Source organism: Sphingomonas phyllosphaerae (assembly GCA_036946405.1).
In the GTDB taxonomy this organism is placed as follows: domain Bacteria; phylum Pseudomonadota; class Alphaproteobacteria; order Sphingomonadales; family Sphingomonadaceae; genus Sphingomonas; species Sphingomonas phyllosphaerae_D.
In genome coordinates this window covers 2,582,090-2,597,891 of record JAQIJC010000001.1, presented here as the reverse complement: position 1 = coordinate 2,597,891, position 15,802 = coordinate 2,582,090, and the positions used below count along the sequence as shown (strand labels likewise).

General features: G+C 67.1%; 11 protein-coding genes. 8 read left to right on the top strand and 3 right to left on the bottom strand.

All coding sequences use genetic code 11. From position 1 onward, the window contains the following. Nucleotides 1–92: 92 nt before the first annotated feature. From PGN12_12365 to PGN12_12340, 6 genes are all read left to right on the top strand, one after another. Nucleotides 93–3,482, top strand: coding sequence for a TonB-dependent receptor (locus PGN12_12365; GenBank protein MEH3104690.1), 3,390 nt, complete (start codon nucleotides 93–95; stop codon nucleotides 3,480–3,482). A gap of 38 nt (nucleotides 3,483–3,520) precedes the next feature. Continuing rightward, complete coding sequence (locus PGN12_12360; GenBank protein MEH3104689.1) at nucleotides 3,521–5,005, top strand: tryptophan 7-halogenase; 1,485 nt, start codon at nucleotides 3,521–3,523, stop codon at nucleotides 5,003–5,005. 19 nt (nucleotides 5,006–5,024) lie between these two features. Continuing rightward, on the top strand, nucleotides 5,025–6,944 hold the full coding sequence (locus PGN12_12355) for an NPCBM/NEW2 domain-containing protein (GenBank protein MEH3104688.1): 1,920 nt from the start codon (nucleotides 5,025–5,027) through the stop codon (nucleotides 6,942–6,944). Then, nucleotides 6,941–8,275, top strand: a complete 1,335-nt coding sequence (locus tag PGN12_12350) for a DUF4832 domain-containing protein (GenBank protein MEH3104687.1) — start codon at nucleotides 6,941–6,943, stop codon at nucleotides 8,273–8,275. Before PGN12_12355 ends, PGN12_12350 begins: the two co-directional genes overlap by 4 nt. Nucleotides 8,276–8,448: 173 nt before the next feature. Then, nucleotides 8,449–9,396: a lysylphosphatidylglycerol synthase domain-containing protein gene (locus PGN12_12345; GenBank protein MEH3104686.1), complete on the top strand. Its 948-nt coding sequence runs from the start codon at nucleotides 8,449–8,451 to the stop codon at nucleotides 9,394–9,396. A gap of 64 nt (nucleotides 9,397–9,460) precedes the next feature. Next, nucleotides 9,461–10,012: a hypothetical protein gene (locus tag PGN12_12340; protein ID MEH3104685.1), complete on the top strand. Its 552-nt coding sequence runs from the start codon at nucleotides 9,461–9,463 to the stop codon at nucleotides 10,010–10,012. A 6-nt stretch (nucleotides 10,013–10,018) separates the two neighbouring features. On the opposite strand, the gene PGN12_12335 is transcribed toward PGN12_12340, so the two are convergent. After that, complete coding sequence (locus PGN12_12335) at nucleotides 10,019–10,489, bottom strand: YaiI/YqxD family protein (GenBank protein ID MEH3104684.1); 471 nt, start codon at nucleotides 10,487–10,489, stop codon at nucleotides 10,019–10,021. Nucleotides 10,490–10,607: 118 nt separating this feature from the next. Between PGN12_12335 and PGN12_12330 the strand changes: the two genes are divergently transcribed. Continuing rightward, on the top strand, nucleotides 10,608–11,486 hold the full coding sequence (locus PGN12_12330) for a crotonase/enoyl-CoA hydratase family protein (protein MEH3104683.1): 879 nt from the start codon (nucleotides 10,608–10,610) through the stop codon (nucleotides 11,484–11,486). Between the two features lie 51 nt (nucleotides 11,487–11,537). Here PGN12_12330 and PGN12_12325 read toward each other — a convergent pair whose 3' ends face one another. After that, on the bottom strand, nucleotides 11,538–13,478 hold the full coding sequence (locus PGN12_12325; protein MEH3104682.1) for an EAL domain-containing protein: 1,941 nt from the start codon (nucleotides 13,476–13,478) through the stop codon (nucleotides 11,538–11,540). A gap of 101 nt (nucleotides 13,479–13,579) precedes the next feature. Beyond that, nucleotides 13,580–14,719, bottom strand: coding sequence for a 1,4-beta-xylanase (locus tag PGN12_12320; GenBank protein ID MEH3104681.1), 1,140 nt, complete (start codon nucleotides 14,717–14,719; stop codon nucleotides 13,580–13,582). A gap of 88 nt (nucleotides 14,720–14,807) precedes the next feature. On the opposite strand from PGN12_12320, the gene PGN12_12315 reads away from it, so the two are divergent. Further along, nucleotides 14,808–15,770 (top strand): family 43 glycosylhydrolase, encoded by a 963-nt coding sequence (locus PGN12_12315; protein ID MEH3104680.1) that lies wholly within the window; start codon nucleotides 14,808–14,810, stop codon nucleotides 15,768–15,770. The last annotated feature ends 32 nt before the right edge of the window (nucleotides 15,771–15,802 follow it).

Genomic DNA, 15,802 nt, shown 5'->3' with positions numbered 1-15,802 from the left:
TTATCGCTTGCGAATCTTTGTATTTCGTTCATTCTAAGCATCATCATCGAGCGATCTGGAAAGCGGACGCCGAAAAAAGGGGAGATAGGGGGATGAAGCGAACGCATCTTCGTGCCGGACTGGCGGCAGGGACCGCGCTGGCAATGGTGGCCGCGTGCGGTGCGGCGGCGGCGCAGGAAAGTGGCGCCATAGCCGGGCCGATGGGCGCCGGCGCCGATGCAGGCGACACGGTCGGCGACACCGATGTCGTGGTGACCGGTGTGCGGCGGGCGCTAGAAACGGCCGCGCGCAAGAAGCGCAACGCCGATACCGTCGTCGATTCGATCACCGCCACCGATATCGGTGCCTTCCCCGACAAATCGGTCGCCGAGGCGCTGCAGCGCGTGCCCGGCGTGACCGTCATCCGCTCGGCCGCCAAGGACGACGTGATGCATTATTCCGCGGAGCCATCGGGGATCGTGATCCGCGGCCTCCAGCAGGTCCGCTCCGAATTCAACGGTCGCGATACCTTCTCCGCGACGTCCGGTTACGGCCTCTCGTGGAACGACATCTCACCCGAGCTGATGGCGGGGGTCGACACCTACAAGAACCAGACCGCCGAAATGATCGAGGGCGGGATCGCCGGGACGGTCAACTTGCGCACGCGCCTGCCGTTCGACCAGAGCGGTCAGGTCTTCGCGCTGAGCGCCACGCAGAATTACGGCGACAAGTCGCAGCGCGCCACCCCCGACCTGTCGGGCCTCTATTCCAATCGCTTCGTCACCGGGATCGGCGAGTTCGGCATCCTCGCCAACGTCGCCTATTCGCACGTCATCACCAATTCGCGCGGTGTGACGCTGCCGCGGATGATGCCGTTCGCGCCGGGCACGTACGAGGCGGGAAAGACCACCTACATCCCGTCCGGGATCGGCTTCTCCGACACCAATTACGATCGCGAACGCTTCGGCGTGTCGCTCGCGGGGCAGTGGAAGAGCAACGACGGGCGGCTGGTCGCGACCGGGCAGTTCAATCGCTCGCAATATGACACGACCTGGGTCGAGCATCAGGCGCTCAGCTATTGGGCGTGGGTCGATCCGGCGAGCACCAACCATTCGACCGTCTGGACCGACGCCAGCATCCTCCAGCCGCCCGACGCACCGGGGCTCGGGTTCAACGAGGCCGGGGGCGGGACGCCCTTCACCTTCCGCGACGACGGGCTGTTCCAGAAGGGCGTCATCACGGGATCGCGCGGCGGCTGGGGCTATGGGGCGATCGACTGGGCGACCGGCGACCGCTACGTGCCGGGGTCGACCGACCAATATGGCGTCCTGCCCAACGGCCTGCCGCTGTTTCAGCCGTGCCTCAACTCGGACGTCAGTCACGCCAACCAGCCGTGCCGTGCCGGTGCGCCGATCGACGTCGCCACCCGTTATTCGAGCGAGAAGCGCGTCGTGGAGGACGCCGCCTTCAACCTGTCGTGGCAGGCGGGTGACCGGCTGACCTTCACCGCCGACTATCAGCATGTGAAGGCGACCAACTACAATTACGACATCACCTTCAACCAGCGCACCTATGCCGATGTCGCGCTCGACCTGACCGGCCGCTATCCGAAGATGACGTTGCTGTCGCCATCGGGCTACAACCAGATCGGCGACCAGCCGTTCGCCGATCCGCGCAACTACCAGCCGGCCTCGGCGATGGACCATATCACCGACAGCGAGGGGCAACTGGATGCCTTCCGGCTCGACGGTGTCTATGCGCTGGGCTCGCCGTGGCTGTCGGAGATCCATTTCGGCGGACGGTTTGCCAACCGTCGGCAGGAGCATCGCTGGTCGCTCTACAATTGGGCCAGCATCACCTCCGACTGGGGCGTCAACCCGGCGGACTCGGCGTTCCTGACCAGTGGTCCGACCTATAATGCCGATGGCTCGGTGCGTTTCCGCGGTTATGAACCCGGCTATTGGGAAGCGCTGAGCTACGGTCAGGACCTGCTCGGCGGCGGCTTGCTCGGCACCTCGCCGCTGGTGTTCATGCGTTCGGATATCCTCGCCGATCCCAGCCAGACCTTCAGCCGCTTCAGCGCCACCGCGCAGAGTCAGGGCGGCGCGATCGCCTCCTCGTCGTGGAACCCGATCTGCTCGCGTCCCGACGAGATCGAAGGTTCGTGCTTCACGCCCGGCGAATTGCTGTCGGTGCGCGAGCGGACGAAGTCGGCCTATGTCATGGCGAAGTTCGGGGGCGAGAGCGCCGACATCGCGGGGATCAACATCACCGGCAACGTCGGCGTCCGCTGGGTGAACATCCGCAACCAGAGCGCGGGTGCGCTCAACTATGCGGTGGCGTTCACCGAGGCCGACCTCAACTGCGTGCCCCTGACCCCTGAGGCGATTGCCGCGCTCCAGCCCGGGCAATATGCGGTCACGCCCGGATGCCTGGCCGCGGGCTCGACCGAGGACCGTGCCTTTGCGAGCGGCGGCAGCACACCGTCGACGGTGCGCGTCGACCATAATTACTGGCTGCCCAGCTTCAACCTGCGCGCCGGGTTGGGCAACGAATGGTTCGTCCGCTTCGCCGCCTCGCGCGCGATCTCGAAGCCGGACATCGGGTTGCTCAAGAACTTCACCGTGCTCAAGCGGTCGTTCGTTCCGCAGAGCGAAATCCGGCAGGGCAATCCCAATCTGATCCTCGGGCCGGACGGACAACCGACCGGGTTGCGCTACGGCTATACCGCGACCGCCGGCAACCCGCGCCTCAAGCCGATCAGCGCCGACCAGCTCGACCTGTCGATCGAAAAATATGACGGCAGCATCGGTTCGTTGAGCGCCGCCGCCTTCTACAAGAAGTTTCACGACTATATTCAGAACGGCATCTTCTCGGTGCCGATCGAGAACAATGGCGTGACGCGCGATGTGGTGGTGACCGGGCCGACCAACGGCGACGGCGCGTCGATCTACGGCTTCGAACTGGCGTTCCAGCGCTATTTCGACTTTCTGCCCAAGCCCTTCGACGGACTGGGCGTCCAGACCAACTATACCCGCATCTTCAACAAGGGCGTGAAGAACGCCAACCTCGTCGTCGATACCGTAGGTGGCGACAGCACGGTCGCGCGTTCCGCGCTGGCGGGGCAGATCCAGGTCGACCGGCTGGAAAACATGTCGGATCACGCGCTCAACGCGATCCTCTTCTATGAAAAGGGACCGCTCGGTGCGCGCGTCGCGTACAACTGGCGGTCGCGCTATCTTAACTCGGTCAACGATTGCTGCCTGGGCTTCCCGGTGTGGAACAAGTCGGAAGGCTTCCTCGACGCCTCGCTGCGCTTCGCGATCACGCCGAACCTCGAGTTCAACCTGCAGGGTTCGAACCTGCTCAACACCAAGATCCGCATGGAGGCGCAGGTTAGCGGGCCGACCAACGAAGACCCGAGCCGTCCGGTCAAATATCTGCCCGGCGGCTGGTTCGAGCAGGACCGTCGTTTCCAGTTCGGCGTCCGCGCGAAGTTCTGAACGATGCGCGCCCCGCTCCCGCACGATGAGACGCCGTGATGCAGCGGATCGTGATCCTCGGCGGGGGCACCGCCGGCTGGATGGCGGCGGCATGCGTGGCGCGCGTCCTGGGCGCGCCGGGCCGCACGATCACGCTGGTGGAATCGGCGGCGATCGGCACCGTCGGGGTGGGCGAGGCGACCATCCCGATGATCGAGAGCTTTCATCGCATCCTTGGGCTGTCGGCGGTGGACGTGCTGCGCGCGACCGAGGCGACGTTCAAGCTGGGGATCGAATTCGTCGACTGGACGCGGCTGGGCGACCGCTACTTCCACCCGTTCGGCGCGATCGGTAGCGATCTCAACGGTATCGGCTTCGTCCAGCATTGGCTCCGACATCGCGCCGACGGCGGCACCAGCGCGCTGCTCGCTTACAGCGCCGAGGCGCAGGCAGCGGCGGCCGGCAAGTTCGGGATGATCCAGCCGACAGGGCAGGTGACTGCCCCGCCGCTCCAATTCGCCTATCATTTCGATGCCACGCTCTATGCCGCGATGTTGCGTCGCTATGCCGAGCGGTTGGATGTCGTGCGCGTCGAGGGCGAGGTCGCGGCGGCGCGCCGGGACGCGGAGAGCGGCGACATCGCCGCGCTGCGACTGGCCGACGGACGCGAGATCGAGGGTGACTTCTTCCTCGATTGTTCGGGATTTGCCGGCGTCCTGATCGAAGGTGCGCTGGCGACGGGCTATGACGACTGGAGCCACTGGCTGCCCTGCAATCGTGCGCTGGCCCTGCCGAGCCCGGCCTTGTCGCCGCTGCCACCGTTCACCCGCGCCACGGCGCGCACCGCCGGCTGGCAATGGCGCATTCCGCTGCGTCATCGCACCGGCAACGGCCATGTCTTCTGCGACGCTTTCCTCGATGAGGATGAAGCGACGACGCAGCTTTGCGACGCGGTCGGCCATCACGATGCGACGCCGCGCGCGTTGCGCTTCACCACCGGGCGGCGGCGGCGCGCTTGGGTGCGCAACGTCGTCGCGCTCGGGCTGGCCGGCGGCTTCGTCGAGCCGCTGGAGAGCACCTCGATCTTCATGATCCAGTCCGCGCTCGCCAAGCTGATGACGTTGTTCCCGCGCGACGGGCGGATCAGCGCGCGTGTCGTCGATCAGTATAACGCCATGATCGCGACGGAGTGGGAGCGCGTCCGCGATTTCATCGTCGCGCATTACAAGGTCACCGCGCGCGACGACACGCCGTTCTGGCAGCATTGCCGCGCGATGACCGTGCCGGACTCGCTCGCCGAACGGCTCGCGCTGTTCGAGGAAGAGGGCGTGTTCGTCGAACAGCCGCACGATCTGTTCAAGGAAGCCAATTGGGTCGCGGTGCTGGCAGGGCAGGGGATGATCCCGCGCCGCCATCACCCGGTCGCCGATACGGCACCGCTGCCGGCGCTTGACGCGCAACTGACCCGGATGCGCGACGCGATCATTGCCCAGGTCGCCGCGCTGCCCGATCACGATAGCTATCTGGCGCGCTGCGTCGCCTGACCGTTCGAGGAAAATCGCGATGCGCCTTCCGCGCCTGACCCTGCCTGCGCTGGCCCTGCTGGCCGCTTCGACCCCCGCCTGTGCCGCGCCCGACCCGCTCGCCCCCGCCGGACGCTGGACGTTGCCCGAGCGCACGGCGGCGCGAACCCCGCCGATGGGCTGGAGTTCGTGGAACGCGTTCCGCACCGAGGTCGACGAGGCGAAGGTGCTCGGCGCGGCGCAGACGCTGGTCGACAGCGGGTTGGCACGGCTCGGCTATCGCTACGTCAACGTCGACGATGGCTGGTGGCTCAAGCGGCGCACCGCCGACGGACGGCTGCTGATCCGCACGCGCATCTTCCCCTCGGCAGAGGTGAAGGGCGGCGACAGCAGCTTCCGCCCGTTCACCGACCGGCTGCACGCGATGGGGCTGAAGGCCGGGCTCTACAGCGATATCGGCCGTAACGCCTGCTCGCAGGCCTATGACCTTCATTCCCCCAACCTGCCCGAGGGCACCACCGCGGAACGGGAGATCGGGCTGTACGGGCATGTCGATCAGGACATCGCCTTGTTCTTCCGCGACTGGGGCTTCGATTATCTCAAGGTCGATGCGTGCGGGATCAATGTCTATGCGCCCGGCGCGCCGGTGGTGGTGCAGAACGGCTATCGCGCCTTCCCGCCCCTGATCGATCAGGCATCGATCAATCGCACCGACGTGCCGCAGATCCGGTCGCTGTACGCGAAGGTCGCCGATGCGATACGGCGCTATGCCCCCGATGGCGATGCGATCCTGTCGCTATGCACCTGGGGCAGCGCCGATGTGCGCCGCTGGGGCAAGGACGTCGGCCATATGTGGCGGACCAGCCAGGACATCACGCCCGACTGGACGCGGATGCTCCACAATTTCGACAGCGCCTCGACCCGCGCGCTCTATGCGAAGCCGGGCGCGTGGAACGATCCCGACATGTTGTTCATCGGGCATGGCGACTTCGATGCCCGGCACCTGACCGAGGCGCGATCGCATTTCGCGCTATGGGCGATCATCAACGCGCCGTTGTTCATCGGCTACGATCTGCGCGATGCACCCAAGGGGCTGATGGACATCTGGGGCAACGCCGATATCGTCCGCATCAATCAGGATCCCGGCGGGCATCAGGGCGTCATCGCCTATGCGTCCGATGACGTGCAGACGATCGTCAAGACGCTCGGCAACGGGCACAAGGCGGTCGCGCTCTTCAATCGCGGCCTCGGGACCGCGACGATGGACTTGACCGCGGCGCAGATGAAGCTGGCCGCCGACGCGCCGGTCACGCTGCGCGATCTGTGGACGGGCAAGACGCTGCCGCCCTTCACCGGCGAAACCCGGTTCACGCTCGCCCCGCGCGAAACCCGCATCTTCGAGGTGTCGGGGACGCGGCGTCTGCGGGACGGCATGTACCTTTCCGAACTCCCCGGCGACGTGAACGTCGCGGTAGACGGCATCACCGCGCCCGAGCCGGACCCGATCGTGCATCGCATGAAGAGCCCGTGGAGCGGCACGCACGACACCGGGGAACGGCCGATCTATGCCGGCTGGGGCGGGGCGCAGGCCGATGCGACGCCCTACGACCAGACGTTGCAGATCGCCGGGCGGTCGTTCGACACCGGGCTCGGCGTGCTGGCGGGATCGCGGCTGGAGGTGCGCAACACGCGTGGTGCGGCGCGGATCGAGGCGCTGGTCGGGGTCGATGACTCGACCCGCAACACGCGCGATTCGGTCGAGTTCTTCATCTACGGCGACGGCCGCCTGCTCGCGCGCAGCGGGCCGCAGCGGTTTGGCGCCGGCGCGAAGGCGCTTTCGGCCGATGTGCGGGGTGTGAAGGTGATCGAACTGATCACGCGCGCGCCCCGACGCAGCAGCGATCTTCCGATCGTCACCACCTGGGCGGAGGCGGCGCTGCGCGGCGGGATCGCTCGATGATCGCGGTGGCCGCGATGCTGCTGGCGGCGATGCAGACCCTTACCTTCGCGCCGAGCGATGCGGAAATCGCCAACCCCGAACGCGGCTTCTACCGCGCCGGTGAGCGCGATCTCGCCGCGCTCGATCAGGCATCGCTCGCACGCGTCCATGCGGGGGGTGAGCGGCTGGTCTATGCGCGCATCGATCTTTCCCGCTATCGCAAGGGGCGGATCGCGGACGGCACGCTCACCGGGCTGGATCGTGGCTTCGCGGCGGCGCGCAAGGCGGGGATCAAGCTGATCGTACGCGCGGTCTACAATTATCCGCGCGGCGAAACCGATTATCACGCCGCGCAGGACGCGGCATTGCCGGTCGTGCGTGCGCATCTCGAACAGCTTCGGCCGGTGCTCGCCGCCAACGCCGACGTGATCGCTTTCTTTCAGGCCGGCTTCATCGGCGCCTGGGGTGAGTGGCATTCGTCTTCGAACGGGTTGACCGAAGCGCCCGTGCGTCGTGCCGTCCGCGATGCGTTGCTCGATGCGCTGCCACGCGACCGCTCGGTCCAGTTCCGCTACCCGCCGGATCTGATCGCCTGGGGGCCGCTGCCACGCGTCGGCTTCCACAATGATTGCTTCATGGCGAGCCAGACCGACGTCGGCACCTTTTCGGAAGACCCTGCGGAACGGGCGCGCGAGCAGGCGGCGATGGCGGCGCTCACCGCCGATGCGCCGTTCGGCGGCGAGACATGCAACCCCGCCGACGATCCCGGCGCAATGCCACGCACCGGCTGCGCGGCTATTCTCGCCGAAGGGGCACGCTATCACCTGACCTACCTGAATGCGGATTATTACCGCCGTCTCTTCCACGATCGCTGGACCGCGGGCGGCTGCATGGCGGAGGTGCGGCGGCGGCTCGGCTATCGCTTCGCGTTGATCGACGCCTCGCTCGCGCCGCAGGGCAAGGCGGGGCGGACATGGCGGGCGACCGTGACGGTCCGCAACCATGGCTGGGCGCGGCTGACCAACGCCCGCCCGCTGGAGATCGTGCTGATCGGGGGCGATCGCGGAACGGTGCGGCGCATCCCGGTCGCGGCGGTCGATCCCCGCACCTGGCTGCCCGGCGAGACCACCATTGTCGATCTGACCACGCGCCTGCCGGACGATCTCGCCAACGGTCGCTACGACGTCGCGCTGGCGCTTCCCGATGGTGCGCCGACCCTCCGCAACGATCCGCGCTATGCAATCCGCTTCGCCAACGCGGACCGCCCCGGTAGCGAGCAGGGCTGGGACGCCGGCGCGGGTATTTTCCGGCTGGGCGCCAGCGTGACGATCGGCCCAGCGCGGCAGGATTGACGCTTGCCGATCAGGCATCAGGCATAGCGGGGCATCGCTGCCCGAGCGGGGCAGACTTTGCGTCCGGATGCGTGTAGCCCCGCCCGATGATCGCTTTCGACGATGCTGCTGGCGGTGCCCAACCGACGCGCGCTGCCGTTCTCGTGGTGTATTGAGTTCGGTCGGGCATGTCTTTGCGGACATTTCTCATCGTTTCGGCGACGCTCGCCGTGCTCGTCGTATCCGGGATCGCGCTCCGTCACCTGCTCGCCGGGATCGTCTGGGCCGATGTCGTGACCGCCGTTCACGCCATTCCGAAGCCGGCGCTGATCGCTTCGGCGGTGCTGACCGGGATCAGCTACTTCATCCTCACCGGCTTCGACGTGCTGGCATTGCGGCTGGTCGGACGCCGCGTCCCGTACCGGGTGACGGCGCTGGCGGCATTCACCAGCTACATCTTCAGCCACAATCTGGGATTCGCCGCGCTGACCGGTGGCGCGGCACGCTACCGCATCTACGGCCGGCACGGCGTGCCGCTGGGCGACGTCGGGCAGATCATGATCGTCGCGGGCGTGACCTTCTGGCTCGGCGCCTTCCTCCTCCTCGGGGTGGCGTTCGTCGTCCTGCCCGATCTGCCCGCAATCGGCGACCGCGCCGTGCCTCCGGCGTTCCAGACCTGGGCGGGGCTCGCGACGCTCGCGCTTCTGGGCGGCTATATGGTCGCGCTCGCCTTCCTCGACGGGCGGTCGGTGCGGCTGTGGCGGTGGGAGGTGCGGCTGCCGACGTGGCGCATGGCGGTCGCGCAATTCGCGCTCGGCACGCTCGATCTGCTCGCGGCGACGGCGGTGCTGTTCGTGCTGCTGCCGGCGCCCGACATCGCACTCTATCCGACGGTGCTGGTCGGCTATCTGCTGGCGATCATCTCCAGCCTGCTCATCCACGCGCCCGGCGGGCTCGGCGTGTTCGAGGTGGTGATGATCGCGGCGTTGCCGCAGGTCGAACGCACCGGCCTCGTCGCGGCGCTGCTGACGTTCCGGCTCGTCTATTATCTGATCCCGCTGGTGATCGGAGCGATGCTGTTCGCCGTGCACGAGCTTCTGGCCTTGCGCGACCTGCGCGCCGCGCAGAGGCGTTCGGCGTGACCGGGGCCCGGTGCCTTTCCGTGCCGCGTGTCGTTGTGCGAGCGAAGATCGGAAGGCGGGCGATATGAAGGTGACGTTGAGGAGCATCGCGGCATTCGCCGTCGGCGCCGCGATGGCGGCGACCGCCGCGCTTGCCACCCCGGCCTCGCCACCCCGCGGCGGCACGATCGCGGTGGTCGCCGCGGAAGGCGACGAAGCCGACTCCGCGCTGGCGGCGATCGCCCGCGAGGCGGTGATGACGGCGCTCGGCGACAAGGGGTTCACGATCCTCGATGATCGCGATCACGCCGCCTATATCGCCGACGTCGTCGCCGGGCGGAGCAAGATCGGCACGTCGGTCGCGCGGCGGCGCGGTGCAGCGCCGTCCGTGATGGGAGCGGGGGTCAACATCCCGCTGGCGGCGAACGGCACGACGTTGGTGGCGATGCAGCGCGTCGTGATCGAGATACGCATCCACAAACGTGGCGATACCGCCAGCCTGTGGCACGGCGCCGCGGTGACGGTACGCTCCGGAGAGGCGTCGCCGGCCGTGGCCGAGCGGCTGGCGGTGCAACTGAGCCAGGCCGCGCTCGGCGCCTATCCGGTCATCGTCGGGTCCGCGATCAGCGTGCCCTGACGCGGCTCACCCACCAACGCCGCGCCGGACGCGCACGATCGCCGCATCCAGCGCCGACAGGAAGCGCGAGCGGTCTTCCTTTGCGAACGGCGGCGGTCCGCCGACGCGGTCGCCACCCGCGCGCAGGTCGCTCATGATCGCGCGCACCGCCACGGCATTGCCGATCGAACTGGACGTGAACGGTCGCCCGTTGGGGGCGATCACCGAAGCCGCCCCCGCCTTCAGGCAACGGTCCGCCAACAGGATGTCGGCCGTCACGACCAGCGCCGCGGCATCGACCTGTGCCGCGATCCAGTCGTCGGCCGCATCGAAACCATCGTCGACGACCACGCGTGAGATCAGCGGATGGACGGGAATGCGCAGGTGCGCGTTGCTGACCACCACCACGGGCACCGACACCCTGTACGCGACACGATAGATTTCCTCCTTCACCGGACAGGCATCGGCGTCGACGAGGATACGGGGGGCGGGCTTCATCGATTGCGCCATGCCATGCCGCGGCTGCGGCGACCAGCCGCGCTTCGTCGCCGACAGGGGACCCGTCGTGAGTTATTCTTAACTGGCAGCAAGTCGCTGTCAGGAAAGAGGAAATCGCATGACCATCCATCAGACCACGATCGCGGCGACCGCCGCGGGCACGCGTGCCCTGTTCGCCTTCGACCAATTGGAGGCGACGTTCGACCCGGCGCTCGATACCTTGTGGACCTATATGCGCCCGCGGGTGCGGCCGAGCTTCAACCCCGCGCTGCTGCATGACTTCATGCAATGGCAGGAGGACATCGACCTCGCGCATGGCAGCGGAGCGATGCCGATCCGCTATCTCGTGCTCGGTTCGCACTTCCCCGGCGTCTTCTCGCTGGGCGGCGACCTCGATCTGTTCGCGCAGCTGATCCGCGCGCGCGACCGTCATGCACTGGTGGCATATGGCAAGGCGTGCGTGCGGATCCTCCATCGCAACATGCTGGGGCTGGATCGCTCGATCATCACGATTGGGCTGGTGCAGGGCGACGCATTGGGTGGCGGGTTCGAGGCGCTGATGTCCTTCAACGTCGTCGTCGCCGAGCGCGGCGCGGGGTTCGGGCTACCCGAAACCCTGTTCGGGCTGTTCCCGGGCATGGGCGCGCACTGCTTCCTGTCGCGCCGGTTGGGTGCGGCACGCGCCGAGCAGATGATCATGAGCGGACGCACCTATCGCGCCGAGGAATTGTACGAGATGGGGTTGGTCCATGCACTGGCCGAGCCGGGCGAGGGACGGCGGGTCGTGGAGGATTATATCCGCGCCAATCGCCGCCGGCACAGCGCGCACGCCGCAATCTATCAGGCGTCGCGCGCGGTGAACCCGTTGCCGCTCGCCGAACTGGAGGCGGTGGTCGACCTGTGGGCCGATGCCGCGCTGCGGCTGGGAGAGGGCGATCTCAAGCTGATGCGGCGGCTGGTCGGCGCGCAGGAACGTCTGCTGGAGAAGGCCCGCTGACGCATCGCCGGCTACCTCCACCCATCGCGGGGGAGGTGGTCGGCATGCGCATCATCCGGTGGCCTGCCTCCCTTCGCCGGTCAGCATGGCGGAAACCATCGCGGCCGGCATCGGGCGGGCAAGCAGATAGCCCTGCACCGCGTCGCAGCGCGTGCGGCGCAACTGGTCGAGCTGCGCCTGCGTCTCGACCCCTTCGGCGATCGTCCGCATTCCCAGCTGCGCGCCGAGATCGACGATGGTCTGCACGATCGCGATCGACGCCGGGCTGCGTTCGAGATCGGTGACGAACGACCGGTCGATCTTGAGCGTCTGGAACGGAAAGCGCGTCAGATAGCTGAGCGACGAATAGCCCGTGCCGAAATCGTCCAGCGTCGTGCGCACCGCCAGCCGGTTCAGCGCCTCCAGCGCCGCAAGCGATGCCTCGACATCCTCCAGCAGCACGGTTTCGGTCACTTCGAGGTTGAGCCGTTCCGGCGGCAGCCCGCTGGTGTTCAGCGCGTCGAGCACCACCGCGGGCAGATGCGTCGCCCGAAGCTGGATCGGCGACAGGTTGACCGCGATCGACACGTCGGCGGGCCAGCGGCGCGCCACGTCGCACGCCTGATACAGCACCCAATGGCCGATCGCGTCGATCGTGCCATTGTCCTCGGCGATCGGGATGAACTCGACCGGCGACACCGCACCGTGATGGCGGTTGGTCCAGCGCAGCAGCACCTCGCACGACAGCACCCGCGCTGCGGCCAGATCGAAGATCGGCTGGAACAACAGATGGAATTCACCACGTTCCAGAGCACCGTGCAGCTCATAGTCGAGCTGACGGCGCCGCTCGATCTTCTCGTCCATCACCGGTTCGTAGAAATAGAGCTGCCCACGCCCGCTCTCCTTCGCGCGATACAGTGCAAGGTCGGCGTTCTTGAGCAACGTGTCGGCCTCGCGCCCGTTTTCCGGCGCGATCGCCACGCCAATCGACACGCTGGACCGCAGGCTATGCCCGTCATGCGCGATCGGGCGGCGAACCAGCGCCAGGATCGCGGCACCGATCGTCGCGGCCTCCTGCCGGTCGCCGACCGGGCACAGGATCGCGAATTCGTCGCCGCCCAGCCGCGCGACGACGCTCTCGCTGTCGAAGTGCGCGCGCAGCCGTCCGGCGACCGCCGCGAGCAGGGCGTTGCCCGCCAGATGCCCGAACGTGTCGTTGATTTCCTTGAAACGGTCGAGATCGAGCCAGTAGAGCGCCAGCTTGCTCCCGCCGGCTGGCAGCATCCGCAGTCGCTCCTCGAACTGCTCGCGGAACGCCGTGCGGTTGGCGATGCCCGTCAGGTCGTCGCGACGCGCCTGCGCGGCATGGTGCGCGGCGAGCGCGGCATTCTCGTGGCTGACCAGCGTGGCCTTCAGCAGCGCGCCATAGGTTTGCAGCGTGATATCGATCATCGCGACGACGAACAGCACGATCACCGCCGCGAGCACGAGCTTGAGCGGTTCGAGTCCGATCGACAGTCCTGCCGACAGCGGCAGCGACGCGAGGCACAATTGCGCCAGCGCGATCCGCGGCCGCCCCGCGTTGCGCCCCGCGATCCCGGCCGCATAGCCGATCGCGGTAGTAACCGCGAGCAGCTGGACCACGCCATCGCTGCTGCGCGTCAGCGTCATGAACCCGAACAGCCCGAGCAGACCGGAATAGGTGAGCGCCCCGGCGCGATAGCCGAGTTCCTGCCGCGCCGCTGCGTGGGTGTCGTCGGCGATCCCGCGTGGACGCAGCGCGTCGGCGATCCGCAGCGCACCGACGACGCCGATCGCCGTTGCGCCCGCCGCCAGGCACGCATCGCGCGTCGTCCACGCGACCACCGCCGCGATGGTCGTGCTGGTCAGCGCACCGATCACCAGCGATTGCGTGGAGGCATAGAGCGATTCCACAAGCACCGCCCGCACCTGAGTGGTGATGCGATGATCGGAATGCCGAAGCTCCCGCAGCCGGGTGACAAGTCGCGTCATGACATATCCATGCAGCGACAATTACTTGATTTTGGCTAAGGTGTCACAATTGCAGGTGAGGAAGAATGTGGTTTTTTCCTTACGGTTTCCGGCATTTTCGATCAGCGCGCCGCGGGGACGACGCCACGCGGCGCGCTGCTGAGTTGCCGGATCAGATCGGTTTCCGCGCGCCGATAGGGGGTGCCGTCACCCCGGAACACCTCGTGGAACCAGATCGTCGGCTCCTCGAGGACATACGGCTTCTTCCAGCTATCCCACGGCAGCCGCGTCTGCGTCTTGCCGTCGACGAACCCCCAGTTGATCATCGCCACGTCATAGCGCTTGCCGATCGGCAGTGATCCGTCGAACGTCGAGCCGTTGCCGCGCGCCATATATTCGGTGCACAGGATCGGCCGGTCATAGGGCAGCAGCTGCTTCACCCGCGCCTCGAACGTCTCGGGCCAGCTATAGTCGTGGAACGAGATGACGTCCGATTGACGCAGCTGGAGCGTTTCCATCGGCGTCAGCTTGCCGCCGGTCGGCGACCAGTCGTCATGCTGCCACACGCCCGAGGTCAGCGGTTGCGACGGCTCGGCGTCGCGTGCCCAGACGAACACCTGCGCGAGCAGCGCGCGGACCAGCGGCTCCTTGCCGTCCTGGCCCTTATACTGGTCGGCGCCGTTGTCGGGCTCGTTCCACAGGTCCCAGCCGAGGATACGCGGATCGTTGCGGAACGCGCCGATGACGCCTTGCACATAGCTTTTGTAGTTCGGATAGCGGCGCTTGTCGCGCAGGCCCGGCAGACCCGGTCCTTGCACCCAGCCCGAATTGTGGACCCCCGGGATCGGTGGATGTTGCGGGCCGAGCTTCGGATCGGGGTCCCAGCAACTGTCGAACAACACGAACAGCGGCTTGATCCTGTGGCGCGCGGCGATCGTCAGGAATTCATCGATCCGCCGCTGGAAACCGGCCGGGTCCTGCTGCCACAATTGATCGTGGAGGAAGACGCGCATCGTGTTCATGCCGATGCCCTGCGCCCAGCCGAGTTCGCGGTCGATCGCCTGCGGGTCCCACGTCTCGCGCTGCCACATTTCCAGCTGGTTAATCGCGGAAGCGGGGGTGTAGTTCGCGCCGACCAGCCACGGCTGCGCGCGATACCAGGCCTTGGCCTGTGCCTCGCTCCAGCGTGCGCGCGCGTCGGCGGGCAGCGCAACGGCCGTCGTCGTGACGGTCAGCAGGGCCGCCAGCAGTCGCCTGTTCATCGCTTCCTCTCCTCTCTTATCGGGGTTCCCGCACCGGACATACAACTCAACTATCGGCAAAGGCGAGGAATTATCCTATGATTTGACGATGAACCTTCACCACGCCCTCGCCGCCGCGCTGTTGCTCACCGCCTCCGCCGCGTTCGCCGACAATCCGCAGTTTCAGGGGGCGGATCCTCATGCGACGATGATCGATGGCGAGCTGTGGGTGTTTCCGACGGGCGGTCCGGGCGGCAGCTGGGCGGCGGATCGCTTCGGCGCTTTTTCGTCGCGCGACCTCAAGACCTGGCGACCGCGCGGCGAGCTGATCCGCCGCGACCAGATCGCGTGGATCGGCGCGGACGGCGCGCGCGACCACTTCCTGTGGGCGCCCGGCGTCGCATCGCGCGACGGCAAATGGTATCTCTATTATTCGGTCGGGCCGCAGAACCCGACGCCCAGCCGGATCGGTGTCGCGGTCGCGGACCGGCCCGAAGGACCCTATCGCGACAGCGGCCGCCCGCTGGTAACCGGCGGGCAGGGGTTCGAGGCGATCGATCCGATGGTGTTCGTCGATCCCCGGGACGACAAGGCCTATCTCTACGCCGGCGGCAGCGCGGGCGCGAAGCTGCGAGTCTGGGAGTTGAGCCGCGACATGACCGGGCTGGCGCGCGAAGTTCCGGTCGAAACGCCGCCGCAGTTCACCGAAGGCGCCTTCATGCACGAACGCGGGGGTATTTACTATCTTTCCTATAGCCACGGCCGCTTCAATGGGCCCGATTATTCGGTCCATTATGCCACCGCGCCGTCCCCGATCGGCCCGTGGCGCTACCGCGGCGCGATCCTGACCAGCGATTGCCGGCACAAGGGACCGGGGCATCACAGCTTCGTCGAGACGCCCGCTGGCGAGTGGCTAATCGTCTATCATCGCTGGGAAAACCCGAAGGGTTCGGCGCCATTCTCGGGGGAGCGGCAAGTGGCGATCGACCGGCTGCGCTATGCCGCGGATGGTCGTATCGTGCCGGTACGAATGACCGACGGCCCCGCGGCACCCACGCTTCCCCCAAGATAAACCGTTGCTTGCACCTTGTTTATAATACTGCA

Bases quoted from the DNA above. Each gene is read 5' to 3' on its own strand.
- PGN12_12325 (MEH3104682.1), bottom strand. From the start codon at position 13,478: ATGACGCGACTTGTCACCCGGCTGCGGGAGCTTCGGCATTCCGATCAT.
- PGN12_12340 (MEH3104685.1), top strand. From the start codon at position 9,461: ATGAAGGTGACGTTGAGGAGCATCGCGGCATTCGCCGTCGGCGCCGCG.
- PGN12_12360 (MEH3104689.1), top strand. From the start codon at position 3,521: ATGCAGCGGATCGTGATCCTCGGCGGGGGCACCGCCGGCTGGATGGCG.
- PGN12_12335 (MEH3104684.1), bottom strand. From the start codon at position 10,489: ATGAAGCCCGCCCCCCGTATCCTCGTCGACGCCGATGCCTGTCCGGTG.
- PGN12_12355 (MEH3104688.1), top strand. From the start codon at position 5,025: ATGCGCCTTCCGCGCCTGACCCTGCCTGCGCTGGCCCTGCTGGCCGCT.
- PGN12_12330 (MEH3104683.1), top strand. From the start codon at position 10,608: ATGACCATCCATCAGACCACGATCGCGGCGACCGCCGCGGGCACGCGT.
- PGN12_12350 (MEH3104687.1), top strand. From the start codon at position 6,941: ATGATCGCGGTGGCCGCGATGCTGCTGGCGGCGATGCAGACCCTTACC.
- PGN12_12365 (MEH3104690.1), top strand. From the start codon at position 93: ATGAAGCGAACGCATCTTCGTGCCGGACTGGCGGCAGGGACCGCGCTG.
- PGN12_12315 (MEH3104680.1), top strand. From the start codon at position 14,808: ATGAACCTTCACCACGCCCTCGCCGCCGCGCTGTTGCTCACCGCCTCC.
- PGN12_12320 (MEH3104681.1), bottom strand. From the start codon at position 14,719: ATGAACAGGCGACTGCTGGCGGCCCTGCTGACCGTCACGACGACGGCC.